The sequence below is a fragment of the Variovorax sp. J22P240 genome (genome assembly GCF_030316855.1).
GTDB lineage: Bacteria > Pseudomonadota > Gammaproteobacteria > Burkholderiales > Burkholderiaceae_C > Variovorax.
The window spans coordinates 1-14,173 of record NZ_JASZYR010000027.1 but is presented as its reverse complement, the minus strand read 5'-3'; the positions used below and the strand labels follow the sequence as shown (position 1 = coordinate 14,173).

The following is a 14,173-nucleotide window of genomic DNA, read 5'->3' as shown; positions in this document are numbered from 1 at the left end:
GTTGAAGCGCTCCAAGCCGATCTGGTTGGCGCTGCGAACTGAGAAACAGCCCAGGATGAGGCGCCTTCTTCTCGACCGCCCTTCGTGGAGATGCCATTGATTGGGAACAACTTTTTGCATGCGGCGGCGCTGGCGGCGCTCGGCCTGTGCATTGGCGGCTGCTCGGCGGTCGGCACGCTCAACGCCTTGTCTGCGGAAGGTTCCGCCATCGTTCAGGCGGATGTGGCCTACGGCGCCCTGCCCGCGCAGCGCCTGGACATCTATCGCCCCACGACGCCCGCACTGCACGCCGGATGGCCAGTCGTGGTCTTCTTCTACGGCGGCTCGTGGAATTCGGGGGCGCGCGCGGATTACCGCTTCGTTGGCAAGGCTCTGGCCGCGCGTGGCGTGCTGACCTTGATCGCCGAATATCGGCTGTACCCCGCGGTGCGCTACCCGGATTTCCTGCGCGACAGCGCAGAGGCGCTTGCCTACGGCCTGGAAAAGGCTGCCAGCCTGGGGGGCGACCCGAATCGCGTATTCGTCATGGGCCACAGCGCCGGCGGCTACAACGCTGCCATGCTGGCGCTGGATCCGCGGTGGCTGAGGGCGACCGGCCATTCGCCAGCCGAGCTCGCCGGCTGGATCGGGCTGGCGGGGCCGTACGACTTCTTTCCGACCGACAACCCCGAGGTACAGCCGGTCTTCTTTCATCCCAACTATCCGAGGCAGGCCCAGCCCATCGAGTTCGCGTCGTCCAATGCACCTCGAAGCTTCCTCGGGACCGCCACTGACGACCGTCTGGTCAGCCCGCGGCGCAGCACGCTTCAGCTGACCGGCAAGCTGGAGGCGGCGGGCGTGCCGACAACGCTGAAGCTGTACGAACTCGCGAGCCACACGAGTCTGATAGGCGCTTTTGCCTGGCCGCTGCATTGGGTGGCGCCCGTCGTCGACGACGTGGTGGACTTTATCGACGCTGGCCCTGCAGCTTCGCGATGATTGAAGTCACTTGACCACTCCCGAATTCAAGTCCTCATGAATGTTGATGCGCGTGCGGTCCTGTCCGCCGGGCTTGGCCTGTCGTCTGCGATCGGTTGCTGACGGGTGGATGAGATCAACGCCTTCGACAAGCAGGCCGTGGTGGAGATGGCGAAGTCACTTCGGGAAAAAAAAGCCCCGCGTCGAGCGCCGGGGCTTCATTTCAAGGTGCGTCGACCTATTGGAAAACGAAGTTGCGCACGTTCGTGCCGTTGAAGCGAACCTTCTTCACCTTCCATTCGCTCACCGTCAGGATGGTGCTGCCGCCCAGGACGACCAGTGCGCCACTGTGGGTCTTCCCGCAACTGGCTGGCATGTTGCCGGTCAAGCCACCCGAGGTCACGCACTGCGGGTCGGTGGTGTCGCGGTACAGCCCACCATCGGCCGAGATGCCGTCCACGATGCACGCGTTGGGGTAAGTCTGGAAGTCGAAGGTCTGCAGTGTCTCGCTTCCGTTGTAGCCCTGGGGCTGAAGGTTGGGCACGAACACGCCGCTGCCCAGCGACGTTCCGGCCGAAGCGCGCCACCCGCCAGTCCCGAAATCGAACTTGGCACTGAAGAAGTCGGTGGCCGAGATCGAGTTGTCCCGCTGGATGAACTTGTAGAACGGATCAAAGATCACGATCCGTCGCTGGGCGCGCACCTGATCGATCGTCGTGCCCGCTGCAAGAGGCTGTCCTGTGCATTGGAGATCGACCACGAAGTTCACGTAGGTGTAGAGGTTGGGAAGTCCCGAGCCGTTGTAGTAGTTGCTCTCGCCCTTCACGTCCAGGGTCATGTCCTTGAAGGTGCTCAGCTTCACTCCGTTCAGGCCTGGCAGTTGAAGGATGGCCTTGTTCCCTGTCCCCGGCCCGACGTAGGCCCCGACATTGGATGCGGCCCCTGAGCCGCCGAGCACCATCGACAGCTCGCCATTGCTTACTGCAAGGCTCGCGTTGTTCAGTTGCGGCATGGCCGCCTGGGTCAGCTCTGCCGCCTTGTAGACGTGGGTCAGTGGAATGGGCACGCTGCCATTGCCCGCGGTCGCGATTGACGTGAGCAGTGCGTCATAGCCGATGTTTTCATCTGCGAGCGAGCGCATCAGGGTGGAGATCAAGTCGTCATGCTCGTCGCCGGCGCTCGCCTGGAACGGGGCCGTGAGTGGATTGCCATTCGTCGGCCTGTAGCCCGATGCCGTCAAGATGGCGTTGACCTTGGCCAGACCTTGCGCGAGTGCCGTCGATACCGACGAGCTCAGACTGCTTGCGTTGATCGCTGACGGCGCGGCATCGAGTGCACTCGCCAGCACAAGGCCCGTCAGTGGGGTCACATTGAGGTGGGTGGCGTCCAGCGCCAGCGAGTAAAGCGCCTGTCCCGCGGGAACGCTGCCGCCGCTGACCGTGACCAGGCACGGGAACGTCTGGTCGGTGATGGTCGCCGACCACGCACCGCTCGCATCGCTCGTGGTGGTCACCGCGGCGCCCGTTGCGCAGCGCACCGATACGTCCCCATTGGCCACCGGCGCACCGGTGGCAGCCAGGCCGCTGAGCTTGCTGGAGGTCGGGAGCGTCGGGGTTTCAGATCCGGACGGTCCCGAGGGGGGAGAAGGGGCCTGGGCGTTGGCCGGTGCGGAGCCGGTAGGGAAGCCGGCGAATCCACCGCCTCCGCCACCTCCGCATGCTGAGAGGGCCAGAACGGCGGCAGTAGCAACGAGCGTTCTGATCAATTGTTGTTGCCTCATGAATACTTTGGTTGTCTGATGTTGGGAGCGGCGCGATTCTATTGACAACTTTTGGACTAGCAATGAGACGCGCGTGCGTATTTCACGACCCTTTTGACTTTCGCTATAAAAGTCTTCTTTCGCATGCCGATAGATGCGCGCGAGGCTTGGATTGCGGGATCCGGGCCCTTCGGTCCGAACACCTGCATGCAGGGCTTCGTCTGGCGGTAGGCCCTCCAAGGCGACGTGGTCTGCGTCATACCCGAGTCGAGTATCCAAGCTGCCGTCGACCCAGGCGACCCGGCGTCGGGCCGTCTCGTAGGCGCCTTGGGCGGGGCGGCCGGCAGGAGCCGGCCGGTACTATTACCATCTTCCGGAGCTTTTGTTGCTGGTGCGCTGTTGCTGCCCTACCATCCCGGCCCATGAAGCCCCGTCTCCGCACCTCGTCGTCCCTCGCACTGCCTCGCTGCAGGTGGGGCGTGCTCGGCGCAGGCTTGCTGGGCGCTGCCGTTGCTTTCGCCTCCTCCCTAGCGGACACCTCTGCTCCCGCCGAGCCGTACTCGCTGAAAGGGTTCACGCCCGGCCAGGCTATGGTCGGCTGCCCTGTTCAATGGCAGAAGTACCGCAACGATGCCGGCTTCTCATGCATACAGCATGGAGGCAAGCTGGCCTCTCGGCCGATTCAGGCGACCTTTCTTCGAATCGAGAACGGCAAGCTCGTGAGCGTCTGGATCGACATGAAGGACCCAGGCGATTGGGTGCATGTCCAGAGTGCCCTCACGCAGAAGTACGGGGCTCCAGCGTTCGAACGAGGGGCCAGCCGGGCATGGGTGTCTCCGGATGCGCAGCTGTCGGTTGGAAATTCCGGGGGTGTGCTGCTGCTCGGCGCCTGGAAGGCGCAGCAAGGGGCCACCGCTGCAGTGGATCTCTGACACTCCGCTTTCGCGGTTCACTGTAGGTTCTCACAAGCGTGTTGTCAGGCAGGAACCGCGAGGCGGGTGGAATCGTAGGCCACGCCGAATCCGCCAGGATCTTGCGCTACCGATACCCTGTGTGAGAGCCGGCTGTCCGACCCTCTTCATTGCGGTCAATGAATCTTTCTCCCTTGCGGCATCCCAAGGATGCAGCCATCTAGTCTGCGACAACCTCGCTCTGACCTGTCAACAGCAGATCGATCAACGTCAACAAGGCGCTGACCCAGCCCGGCTATTTCGACCCCTGGAGCCGGCGCAACATGCGATTGGCCGCGGCCGATGCGCCGGCGCCGCGCACGGCGGGCGACCTGCTCGCGATGCGGGCGGCCTACACCTCGGGGCATGTGTTCACCGGGCGTCTGGACGTACCGGCCATCGATCATCGCCAGTACATGGAACGCGAACTGGACATGCACAACAGCCACCAGTCCTTCGCCGTGCGCCAGCGCGTGCTGCAGAAGATGGGTCACAGCGACGACCTGGTCGTGTGGTTCACCGACACCACGCCCGGCACGCCCAAGGCAAGCCAGTCGATGCAGGCGCTCGACGTCATGGACCAGTGGCTCGCGAACATGCGCACGAATCCTGCGGGTGGCATCGTGGGCAACAAGCCGACCGATGCCGTGGACGCCTGTTTCAACCTGCAAGGCCAGCGCATGAGCGCGGGCAACGACGTGTGGGCCGGCATCTTGGACAGTCAGGCCGCGGGTGCATGTGCGCAAAGCTTCCCGCTTTACGGCACGTCGCGCACGGTAGCCGGTGCGCCGATCGAGGGCGGCATCTACCGCTGCGCGCTCACGCCGGTGGACCAGGCGCTGACCGATGGCCCCTATGGCAAGTCGGCGCGCCCAGTGCTCGACAAATCGAGCAGCTCGAGCGCATTTTCCCCGAGGGGGTGTGCGACTACACGCAACCGGACCTGGCACGGCCGGCTGCCGGGTGAGTGACGCGGAATCGCCGGGCGCAGGCTACGCGCCTGCAGCCATGGGTCTCAAGCGGAGCGCCGGCCCGCCTGATCAGGCCGCGGCGCCGCCGATGATGAACTGCACGAGCGGGCGGCGTGGCGTTGCCTGGACCGACGCGACCGGATAGCCGATTCGGCACATCATCTGAAGTGTCGGGTCCTCAGCGCCGCGCGGTGCCGCTACATCCAGCAGCGAGCGATGAGCCGCCGCGTAGGGCACCGCCATTTCCGGAAATTCCTGCAGCGCCTGGCTCATCGGATGCACGCCGAGCCCGAGCGCGGTGGCCTGCAGCTGCTGGCGCACATAGGCGCGCCCCGCCTGGACTTGGTCAGTGCGCCCGTTGCGCGCAGTCGCCAGCCAGACGAAGCCCATGGCCGTACTGCTGTAGTCGTCGAACATCTGCAACGCCTGCTTGAAGGCTGGGCTGTCAGCGGCTGGCGGCCGGCTGCGGTCGAACTGCCCCAATGCAGAGAAGACGCGCGCCGCGCGACTGTTGATTGAGATGCCGTCCCGGTCCTGCAGGATCTCGTCAGGCCCCACGCGCATGAGGCGAAGGCTTTCCATGACTGTCGCGGGCGTCAGCAGTTCGACGCGAGCCGCGTCCAGGCACAGCTCACGAAGGGGCTGCACGAGCGCCATGTCGACTGTTCCGCGGCTGGTCACGTCGACTGCGGCGCCTGCGGCGACCACCTGCTGAAGCGTCTGCTCCGTGACGGGACGCGTGATGTCAAAGCGCATCTTGGGTGTATGTCGCGACAGCACCTGCGCGAACAGCGGGTCCGGTTGCGCACCGGGCATGAGCCTGAGTCGCGCGATCGGCCGGCGCGACCATTGCGCGAGCGTGCGCGGCAGCTCGCCCTCGGGCCAGAGCGTGACCTCCGCCCGGACGTTCTGCTCGGCCAGCGCCATTACCATCAGCTCGAGAAAGGCGCCGTGACCGATCAGGATCTGGCGGCCGAAAGGATCGGTTTGCGGAAGCAGACGCTCGACGTCGCAGTAGAGCGTGATCGTGTCGGGCGTGCGGAGATCGACCATCCAGGGTTGGCGATTGTGCGGGTTGGGCGCAGTCGCCGCATACGCGATCGCGCGCCTTCGCACGTCGGGTTCGCTGCCGGGGCCGCGCCAGATCTCGACCGCCTCGGCGGGGAACTCCGGGGACAGCGACCACAGGGCCAGTGAGCCGGCACCGGCGGCGGTGACCATACCACTGCCGAGTAGACGAACGAACGTGCGGCGCTGGATCATGGAAGGCTCCTCGGGGCTAGAAGGTTGCGGGTGATGCCCATTGTCAGAAGCGCGGCCGCTCATCACAATTGCCTGAGTCCTCATAACAGCTATGCATTTTTGAATAGCACCGTTTCGTCAATGCACCCGGATTTCGACTGGCGCCTGGTGCGCTCGTTCCTCGCAGCGCTCGAATGCGGTAGCTTGCTCGGCGCGGCCCGTGCGCTTGGCTCGAGCCAGCCAACGGTAGGCCGCCATATCGCCGAACTCGAATCGCAGCTCGGCACGGTGCTCTTCGAACGCACCGGCCGCGGGCTATTGCCCATGCCGATGGCGCTGCAGTTGGCCGGCAACGCGCGTGCCATGGAAGCCGCGGCCAACGCGCTGACCCGCCAAGTCTCAGGCGCAGACGCGCTCGTCTCGGGCACCGTTCGAATCAGCGCGAGCGAGCCTGTTGCGGTGAACCTGATGCCGCCGCTGATCGCGCGAATGCGCCAGGCGCTGCCGACCGTGCAGATCGAGCTGGTGTCCAGCAACAGCGTGACGAACCTGCTGCGCCGCGAAGCCGACATCGCCGTGCGCATGGTGCAGCCGGATCAGGCTTCGCTGGTGATCAAGCGGGTGGGCAAGGTGAGCTTCAGCGCCTGCGCGCACCGCGACTATGTGCGGCGGCGCGGCATTCCGCGCCAGCCCGGCGACCTGGCGGGGCACGAGCTCGTGGGATTGGATCGTGACAAGAGCATCCTGCGCGGCTTCGAGGCGATGGGCCTTCACTTCGCGCGCGAGCAGTTCGCCTTTCGCAGCGACGATCTCAACGCCTACTGGCAGGCCGTGCGTGCCGGGCTCGGGATCGGCTTCGTCGCCAACTACATGCTGCGCACGGACCCGGAGGTCGAGCCGCTGCTGCCGATGCTCGACATCCCGGCGCTGCCGGTATGGCTGGTGGTGCATCGCGAGATCCGCAGCAACCGCCGCATTCGCGCGGTCTACGATTTTCTCGCGCGTGCCATCGCGGCGGCGCTCTGAGCGCGCTCGGCTCAGCACTGCGCCGTCGTCGGCACGCGTGCCGTGAGGTTGCTGCGCCGGCGGACGATGCTGTGGCTGGACCGCTCGTACGGGGCTGGCTGCAGGCGCTTGCCGGATCGCTGGCTTTCTACTGTCGGAGCGCGAACGGGGCGGAAAGCGTCTCGGCCGACAGACCCTGCGCGGTCTTGCGGCCACATTGGCGGTGTCTGATCGAACAAGGAAGAACCAATGAACAACAGAATCGCCGCCGCCAACCTCTGTCTGATCTCCATGCTCCTGGCCGGCCCGGCCTTGGCTCAGTCGGCGACATCCGGCGCCGACGCCCGCGCACAGCGCGAACGCGCAACGTGCGACGGCGTGCAGCAGGACAAGGCGGCATGCCTGCGCGAGGCCGGCGCCGCGCGTCAAGAGGCGGCCCGCGGCGGCCTCACCAGCGCGCCGGCAGCGGACTACGACGCCAACGCGATGGCACGCTGCAAGGAGCAACCTGCCGCGGACCAGGCTGATTGCGAAGCGCGCGTGCGGGGCGGTGCGGGCAGCACTACCGGCGGGAGCGTGATGGGCGGAGGGTTGATCCGCGAAAAGGTCACCCCCGTACCGGCCTCGGCCACGAAGTAGGTCCCGCGCCGATCGCCACCGCATCGCCATGGCCTCGCCAGCGATGGCGGTTGCCTCGGCCCATGTCGCCGCTGAGCGTCTGATCCCGTAAACAGCACTGCGCGCGGAACATCATGCAGACCCCGTTGCGCTTTTGGCTCGTTGCGGGCGTTTGGAAACGTCCAGCCCTTGCTCGGGGAACCCTGGGCATCTGTAGGCCCGACGCTTCACGCGAAGTCGGCTGTCGCTGGCACGGCAGCAAGGGTGGTTGCGGGCATCCTCGCGCGATTCAACCCTTTTTGCTGGAGACCCGTAGCCCATGAACCGAACCGTCGACTTCCTTGCCTCCACTCTTGCCGTTGCAGGCGTATTGATGCTCTCGGCTTGCGGCGGCGGAAGCGGCGGCGGCAACGCGTTGGCCACGGCCATTGCGGGCTCGGTCACGACGCCGCCTCGTGGCACCGCGCTCACGGCCGACCCGGAGCGCGTCGTCCGCTGGTCGGTGGATGAATTCAAGACCGTGCTCGACGTCGATTCGACCGGCAAGACCCTCCTGAACGCCGCGGGCGTGCCCAAGTGCGGCATCGACGTGCGCTACCTGCAGTACCAGACCGTCGGCGCGCAAGGCGAGTCGGTCCCTGCCAGCGCCGCGATCATGCTTCCCGCCGGCACCGACCCCGCATGCAACGGACCGCGCCCCATGGTGCTGTACGGTCACGGCACGGCCACCGAGCGCAACTACGACATCTCCAACCTGACCAACACCAACCAGCCGGCCGCTGCGGAAGGCGTGGTGGTGGCGGCCATGTTCGCGGCGCAGGGCTACATCGTGGTGGCACCCAACTACGCGGGCTACGACAAGTCGCCGCTGCCGTATCACCCCTTCCTGAATGCCGACCAGCAGGGCAAGGAGATGATCGACGCGTTGAGGGCTGCGCGCTCGACCTTGGCCGCGATCTCGGCAACGGATGGTGGCACGTTGCTGGTCACCGGATATTCGGAAGGCGGCTACGCGGCGCTGGCGGCGCATCGCGAGATGCAGGCGACAGGGATGCCGGTGACGGCCTCGGCCCCGCTGTCCGCGCCGTCGGCAATCAGCCTGCTGATCGACTACTCCGCGGCCGGCTTGCCGGAGCTCGGCAGCACCGTGTTCTTCCCGATGATCACGACCAGTTGGCAGAAGCAGTTCGGCAGCGTCTACGCGGCCCCGAGCGACATCTACGAAGACAAGTACGCCTCGGGCATCGACACGCTGCTGCCGAGCTACCTGTCGAGCGACGAGTTGATCTCCTCAGGCAAGCTGCCCAAGTACGCGTTCTTTCCGGCGAATGCCACACCCGGTCCCGTGAACGCGAGCGTGGCCATCAATTACGGCGCAGACCATCTGGTGCGCCAGAGCTACCTGACGACCTGGTCTGACGACGTCAAGGCTCGCCCCTGCCCTGGCAATGCGCTGCCCGCGACGGCGGCCTCGCTCAACACCCCTTCGCCGCTCGACTGCACACCTACCACCGGCCTGCGCAAGGCGGCCGTGGCCAACGACCTGCGCAACTGGCTGCCGACGCGGCCCGTGCTGATGTGCGGCGGTGCCAATGACCCGACGGTCAACTTCAACAGCAGCCTGGCGACGGCCGGCTACTTCCGCGCGCGCGGCATGGCCGCGTCGTCGCTCACCGTGGTGGACCTGGAATCGACGGGTGTCAACGATGCGTACGCCACAGCGCGCGCGGGTTTTGCGCAGGCCAAAGCGCAAGAGCGGGCAGCGTCGCCCGGAACCGACGCCGACAAGGACCAGTCCGTGGCCCTCGCGTACCACGGGCAACTCGTGCCGGCCTATTGCATGCAGTCGGCACGGGTGTTCTTCGAAGGCGTGCTCAACGCCGGTGGCTGAGCAGTCCACCGCGACCTTGATGCAACGGGGTCTCCTAATGTCAGCGTAGCCGTCATCGCAACTCGTTCCCACGACGGAGGGTCGCCTTCATCGGTCTGCCGATTTGAGGACCATGCAAGGATCCGGTGCAGGCACGCGTGTGCCGATCCCTATCAAGACACGCTGGGATGCCGAACCGAAAAGCGGCCGGGCTCCTGCTACCACTAACGTAGCACCAGAACAGGCGTGTGCGAATGGGTCAGGACGTGCAGGGTCTCACTGCCCATCAGCAGTCGCGTGAGTCCTCGGCGCCCGTGAGACGCCATGACGATCAGGTCACAGTCGTGAGTCTTCGCGAATTCGACGATCGATTCAGCCACGTGGTTCGACTTCGCGACAACGGCCTCCGCACGCCGAACGCCCTTTGCGAGCGCGATACCCTTGACTGCATCGACCAAAGCCTGCGCCGCCGCGACTGACCGCTGATGCGACTCCTCGACTTGCCGCTGGCTCAGCACGGACGAACCTTCGAAATAGCTGTGTGGTTCTAGATGTGCCACAGTGATCGCATGCAGTTCCGCATCGGTCAGCAAACTCAGGTCGATAGCCTTGGCAACGGCCTGTTCGGAAAGCGTGGAACCATCGGTAGCCACAAGAATGCGTTTGAACATGTCGAATCTCCTGGGGTTTGCGGAAACCATACTTTGACGATGTTCGGGGGCTCGCGAAAGCATGATCTTGGACCTCCTGATCCGGGCGAGTCCCGGACCGTGCTCATCGTTCGGTTCCTCCTGGCTTCGCTTAATTTCCCTCAGGGGCCCGCCCTTCCCTTGGCCTACGGAGCGGAGGACCCGGCAAGAGGATCGGATTCGACGCCCGCGAGCCGCCCACGTGGGCTGGATTCCGTAAACAACCTCTGACAAATGGCACCGCCCGCTCCCGAGACCTGCTGGGAGAGCGCCGAGGTATTTGAGGCCATCACGACAAGAGACCAAAATGCGCTTTGCCCTGTGCGCCAACCCGCCTGGTGCAGCAAGGGCTGGAGCTCAAGGGCAAGTTGTTTGAAACCTGGCCCAGGAAGTGTGGATGAGTGAGGCCCCATGTGGGGCGGCCTGCCCGTCTGGTACAGCGAGGGGTTTCGCTCCAACTGAGAGCGCTCGAAGTCCACCGCGGCCGATTGGGCGCGCTGGGATTCGACCGCTCAGACCTACTTTGCCTCGCTGGAGCACCGGTTCGACAACAACTGGAAACGAGCATGCTCGGCAACACCGCGAAGCGCAGACTTGCCAGGGAATCTCCGGAGTTCACATACTGGGCATTGCCGATCTTGGCGGCCGCACGCGGCCCGGATCCGGAATTGTCCACGGCAAGAGCAAACGCGGAGATGCCATGACCCCAACCCCCTTCCACCTGCACGTACCCGAACCCGCCATCGCCGATCTCCGCGAGCGGCTGGCGCGCACGCGTCTGCCCGACCAGGCGCCGGGCGAACCCTGGGCCTACGGGACAGACCTTGCGTGGATGCGCGGGCTCACCGCCTACTGGCTTCACGAATTCGACTGGCGTGCACAGGAGGCGCGGCTGAACGCCTGGCCACTGTTCAGCGTGCCGCTGGCGGGCATCGACCTGCGTTATCTGCATGTGCAAGGCGTCGGCCCGCGTCCGATGCCCCTGTTGCTGTCGCATGGATGGCCGGGCTCGGTGTTCGAGTTCATGGAAATGATCCCGCACCTGACGGACCCGGCGCGCTTCGGCGGCGACCCGGCCGATGCCTTCACGGTCGTGGCCCCCAGCCTGCCCGGCTACGGCCTGTCGTTCGCACCCGGACAGCCGCGCTTCTCGGTCGAGCAGATCGCCGACGTTTTCGCGACGCTGATGAGCGAGACCCTCGGCTATCGTCGCTTCGCCACGCAGGGCGGGGACTGGGGGGCATCGGTGTCGGCACGGTTGGGGCTGGTGCATCCGGAAAAAACGATCGGTGTGCACCTGAATCTGCTGCCGCTGCGGCGCGATCCCGCGGCGTTGACTGGCGACGACGCCGCCGAGCGTCAGTATCGGATCGATCTCAAGCGCTGGCTCAGCGAGGAGACCGGCTACAGCACCCAACAAGGCACCCGGCCCCAGACGCTGGCTTTCGCATTGACCGATTCACCCGTGGGGCTCGCCGCATGGATCGTCGAGAAGATGCGCGCCTGGTCTGACTGCAATGGCGACATCGAATCCGCATTCTCGAAGGACGAGATTCTTGCCAACGTCTCGCTGTACTGGTTCACGGGCGCTATCGGGTCATCGTTCTGGCCGTACTACGCGCGGCAGCACGGGCCCTGGCCGATTCCGGACGGCGAAACCGTCAACGTGCCGATGGGCTATTGCGAATTCCCCAAGGAGATCGTTCGGCCGCCGCGCTCGCTCGCCGCGCGCACCTTCACCGACATCCGCCGCTGGAGCGTAATGCCGGCCGGCGGCCATTTCGCGGCGATGGAAGAGCCGGACGCGCTGGCGGCGGAGATCCGCGCCTTCTACCGTCCGTTGCGCGCCGGCTGAGACATCGGCGGCGTGGGTCAGGCGCCAAGACCCAAGCCGCGCAGTTCGGTTTCGAACGACCATCTGGCGCATCTGGCGCATCTGGCGCTCGAAGCCGAAGCCGAAGCGCGCGGTCAGCGTGGCAATGCGGATCGCGCCCATGCCGTGCTCGCCCATGCGAAGGCCATGCCGAAGCCAGGCACGCCGACCTCGCGAACGTGTCGAACACCGGCGCGCAACCTTGCTCGCGCACTGCCGTGGTGGTCGCCTGCAGCAGTCCTCGTCGATCCGGTTTTCGCATAGGCCGCGGCATTGCGCGCAGAAGAAGGCGTTCGATCCGTGCGATCGCACGGAGCGTGGCCGCAACGCCCGTCCATATTCTCCATGCGGATCGGCAGTGTCCCGGCTGCCAACCAATCCGATACGCCGCGCCCGACATAGCGGCCGCTGCCGATCTTGCCGAGCCATCGCTCGTGCGCCCCCGACCAATGGGGCTACCTCCCAACCACCGGAGGTGCAAGCCCGAGGGATCGCAACTGGGCCTGCAGATCAGCGGCAGAACTCCACGCCAAGATCGGCGAGTTCTGCCGCTCGTCAGGGGGATTGTCGGGAAGGCCCTCGGACCAACCCCCACAGCCCACCAGAGGTAGCAACGGGCGCTTGTGCAACCAGGCCAGGCAGACCTCCGAGATGGTCCCGGCGCGGCCACCGATCACGATGCAGGCGTCTCCGGCCAGCGCCATCAGGAGATTGCGCGCATCTCCCACGCCGGAGGGAATGACGACCGTTGCCGGCCAGTCCGGATCGGGCATCTCCCCGCTAGGAATGATGCTGATGACCAAACCACCGGCAGCCAAGGCTCGCTCGGCCGCCACCCTTGTGGCCGGACTGCCGCATCCGCTGATCAATGAAATGCCCAATCGGGCAAGAAGTTCACCGGCCTCACCGGCCAATTCGTAGGCGCGCGAGCCTGGCTCGGCACTGCCCAACACACAAACCTGTGCTCGACGATTCGATCGGGTCATCAACTCCCCCAGGTGGCGTTGGATTCGTCCTATGTCTGCCTTGTGGTGCAATCCTCGCCTATGGCTGGAAGCCCGTTCCGTGGCCGACTGCCTAAGCTCGGTATTCTGCAGGGAACGCCTGCTTCCGCTGCGACTATGGCGTTCGTCGTTGCCTCGTTCAGTGACGCCACTGTGCTCACAAGGCACCCCGTCTCCTTGCCATCCATGTTGATCCCGGGCCGGTCTTCAAGCAGAAGGTAGCCTCTTCACAGGCTGTGCTCGCTACAGTGGTGAGACAGGCGAGGTCGAGAAGGAACTCGAGTTCTCGGTACCCACGCTCATCAAGGTCGGATTGTTCGACCTGTTCCCCGGCGGCCGAATGCCGCCGGTACGCGACAGAATTCCATGTACGGACGTGTGGGGCCGACTACCGCAGGTATTGACCGACCTTCTGCCGCAGCAACTCGACGAGTTCAGGCTGCATGAACTGGTACCGGTCAGGGACATCAAGGCACACGACTCTCTTGCCCTGCAAGGACGACGCGAATATGTGCTTGAGCTTGACCCGATGTTGCTTCTCCATCGCGAATATCAGGTCCGCCCACTCGAGCTGCTCGGCGCTCAGTACGCATTCCGCGTCGGGCGCGAGCCCAGCGGAATCCGTCTCAATACCAGGGCCAGCGAACAAGTTCTCCGCGGTCGGGCTGCGGAGCCTGTTTCTACTGCAGATGAAGAGCACGCGTCGCATGGGTGGCGGTCTGAAACCAGGCGAAATTGAGGCCGGAATTCTGGCAGGGCTTCGAACGTCTGCTGATGCCCGCCTGCGGGTCTACGGCGCCGCCAACGCTATCAACCTCGGTTTGCGCACTGCTCGCGCTTGCATCCTGCGGTCGTCTCCGGACTATCCGCGCCGAACCCAAGTCACCTTGCCAGCGGCAATCCCCAACGTCCGCCGCGTCGGTTCGAAGTCCATGGTGCCGGGAAATTGCTGGCCGTCCCGTTCTCCGATGCGCCAAGGGCAACCCTTGAGCAGGGCCAGAGCGTCGGCTTCCGTCTTCCCGACAAGGGCTGCGTCCGGCACTCGGTCAGCTTGGCAGCCTTTGCTTGTGTCGGGCGAGTCATGAACGAGGCCGGGCGGGCTCGCTGGCGCGGGGGCCGGTGCAGGTCACGTCCCAGCGCATGGTGTAAGTCTTCAGCCCGGACAGGGCTGAGATGCACGGTGCTCAGCGTGCCACTGCGGACAGCCGAGTGGGTGCAGTATCGCTGAGGGTCTG

At 65.3% G+C, this 14,173-nt stretch carries 12 protein-coding genes and 1 pseudogene; 7 read left to right on the top strand and 6 right to left on the bottom strand.

The window, feature by feature from the left end:
* The first annotated feature begins 90 nt into the window (after positions 1 to 90).
* Entirely contained in the window at positions 91 to 978 is an 888-nt protein-coding gene (locus tag QTI24_RS30455; protein WP_503011334.1) for an alpha/beta hydrolase, read from the top strand.
* 217 nt (positions 979 to 1,195) lie between these two features.
* Here QTI24_RS30455 and QTI24_RS30450 read toward each other — a convergent pair whose 3' ends face one another.
* Positions 1,196 to 2,470: a hypothetical protein gene (locus QTI24_RS30450; protein WP_286605585.1), complete on the bottom strand. Its 1,275-nt coding sequence runs from the start codon at positions 2,468 to 2,470 to the stop codon at positions 1,196 to 1,198.
* A 668-nt stretch (positions 2,471 to 3,138) separates the two neighbouring features.
* Between QTI24_RS30450 and QTI24_RS30445 the strand changes: the two genes are divergently transcribed.
* Both QTI24_RS30445 and QTI24_RS30440 read left to right on the top strand, forming a co-directional pair.
* Positions 3,139 to 3,648, top strand: coding sequence for a hypothetical protein (locus tag QTI24_RS30445; RefSeq protein ID WP_286605584.1), 510 nt, complete (start codon positions 3,139 to 3,141; stop codon positions 3,646 to 3,648).
* A 302-nt stretch (positions 3,649 to 3,950) separates the two neighbouring features.
* A complete protein-coding gene (locus QTI24_RS30440; protein WP_286605583.1) occupies positions 3,951 to 4,637 on the top strand; it encodes a DUF6351 family protein in 687 nt (228 codons plus the stop codon).
* Positions 4,638 to 4,706: 69 nt separating this feature from the next.
* Here QTI24_RS30440 and QTI24_RS30435 read toward each other — a convergent pair whose 3' ends face one another.
* A complete protein-coding gene (locus QTI24_RS30435; protein WP_286605581.1) occupies positions 4,707 to 5,900 on the bottom strand; it encodes an Acg family FMN-binding oxidoreductase in 1,194 nt (397 codons plus the stop codon).
* A 120-nt stretch (positions 5,901 to 6,020) separates the two neighbouring features.
* On the opposite strand from QTI24_RS30435, the gene QTI24_RS30430 reads away from it, so the two are divergent.
* The 3 genes from QTI24_RS30430 (at position 6,021) to QTI24_RS30420 (ending at position 9,393) form a co-directional block, all read left to right on the top strand.
* Positions 6,021 to 6,905, top strand: coding sequence for a LysR family transcriptional regulator (locus QTI24_RS30430; RefSeq protein WP_286605578.1), 885 nt, complete (start codon positions 6,021 to 6,023; stop codon positions 6,903 to 6,905).
* A gap of 228 nt (positions 6,906 to 7,133) precedes the next feature.
* Positions 7,134 to 7,523: a hypothetical protein gene (locus QTI24_RS30425; RefSeq protein ID WP_503011333.1), complete on the top strand. Its 390-nt coding sequence runs from the start codon at positions 7,134 to 7,136 to the stop codon at positions 7,521 to 7,523.
* 298 nt (positions 7,524 to 7,821) lie between these two features.
* The gene (locus QTI24_RS30420) at positions 7,822 to 9,393 is read left to right on the top strand and encodes an alpha/beta hydrolase family protein (RefSeq protein ID WP_286605576.1); all 1,572 of its coding nucleotides are present in this window, start codon (positions 7,822 to 7,824) and stop codon (positions 9,391 to 9,393) included.
* A gap of 203 nt (positions 9,394 to 9,596) precedes the next feature.
* Here QTI24_RS30420 and QTI24_RS30415 read toward each other — a convergent pair whose 3' ends face one another.
* Positions 9,597 to 10,043 (bottom strand): universal stress protein, encoded by a 447-nt coding sequence (locus QTI24_RS30415; RefSeq protein ID WP_286605574.1) that lies wholly within the window; start codon positions 10,041 to 10,043, stop codon positions 9,597 to 9,599.
* 718 nt (positions 10,044 to 10,761) lie between these two features.
* On the opposite strand from QTI24_RS30415, the gene QTI24_RS30410 reads away from it, so the two are divergent.
* Positions 10,762 to 11,916, top strand: a complete 1,155-nt coding sequence (locus tag QTI24_RS30410; RefSeq protein ID WP_286605573.1) for an epoxide hydrolase family protein — start codon at positions 10,762 to 10,764, stop codon at positions 11,914 to 11,916.
* 473 nt (positions 11,917 to 12,389) lie between these two features.
* Here the strand turns inward: QTI24_RS30410 and QTI24_RS30405 are convergent, their stop codons facing one another.
* From QTI24_RS30405 to QTI24_RS30395, 3 genes and pseudogenes are all read right to left on the bottom strand, one after another.
* Entirely contained in the window at positions 12,390 to 12,920 is a 531-nt protein-coding gene (locus QTI24_RS30405) for an SLOG cluster 4 domain-containing protein (protein ID WP_286605572.1), read from the bottom strand.
* A gap of 406 nt (positions 12,921 to 13,326) precedes the next feature.
* Positions 13,327 to 13,647: a low molecular weight protein tyrosine phosphatase family protein gene (locus QTI24_RS30400; protein WP_286605570.1), complete on the bottom strand. Its 321-nt coding sequence runs from the start codon at positions 13,645 to 13,647 to the stop codon at positions 13,327 to 13,329.
* Positions 13,648 to 13,800: 153 nt separating this feature from the next.
* Positions 13,801 to 14,058: pseudogene (locus QTI24_RS30395) on the bottom strand (hypothetical protein); the annotation flags it as partial.
* Positions 14,059 to 14,173: the final 115 nt, after the last annotated feature.

Bases quoted from the DNA above. Each gene is read 5' to 3' on its own strand.
- QTI24_RS30415 (WP_286605574.1), bottom strand. From the start codon at position 10,043: ATGTTCAAACGCATTCTTGTGGCTACCGATGGTTCCACGCTTTCCGAA.
- QTI24_RS30440 (WP_286605583.1), top strand. From the start codon at position 3,951: ATGCGATTGGCCGCGGCCGATGCGCCGGCGCCGCGCACGGCGGGCGAC.
- QTI24_RS30410 (WP_286605573.1), top strand. From the start codon at position 10,762: ATGACCCCAACCCCCTTCCACCTGCACGTACCCGAACCCGCCATCGCC.
- QTI24_RS30435 (WP_286605581.1), bottom strand. From the start codon at position 5,900: ATGATCCAGCGCCGCACGTTCGTTCGTCTACTCGGCAGTGGTATGGTC.
- QTI24_RS30455 (WP_503011334.1), top strand. From the start codon at position 91: ATGCCATTGATTGGGAACAACTTTTTGCATGCGGCGGCGCTGGCGGCG.
- QTI24_RS30425 (WP_503011333.1), top strand. From the start codon at position 7,134: ATGAACAACAGAATCGCCGCCGCCAACCTCTGTCTGATCTCCATGCTC.
- QTI24_RS30405 (WP_286605572.1), bottom strand. From the start codon at position 12,920: ATGACCCGATCGAATCGTCGAGCACAGGTTTGTGTGTTGGGCAGTGCC.
- QTI24_RS30420 (WP_286605576.1), top strand. From the start codon at position 7,822: ATGAACCGAACCGTCGACTTCCTTGCCTCCACTCTTGCCGTTGCAGGC.
- QTI24_RS30400 (WP_286605570.1), bottom strand. From the start codon at position 13,647: ATGCGACGCGTGCTCTTCATCTGCAGTAGAAACAGGCTCCGCAGCCCG.
- QTI24_RS30445 (WP_286605584.1), top strand. From the start codon at position 3,139: ATGAAGCCCCGTCTCCGCACCTCGTCGTCCCTCGCACTGCCTCGCTGC.
- QTI24_RS30430 (WP_286605578.1), top strand. From the start codon at position 6,021: ATGCACCCGGATTTCGACTGGCGCCTGGTGCGCTCGTTCCTCGCAGCG.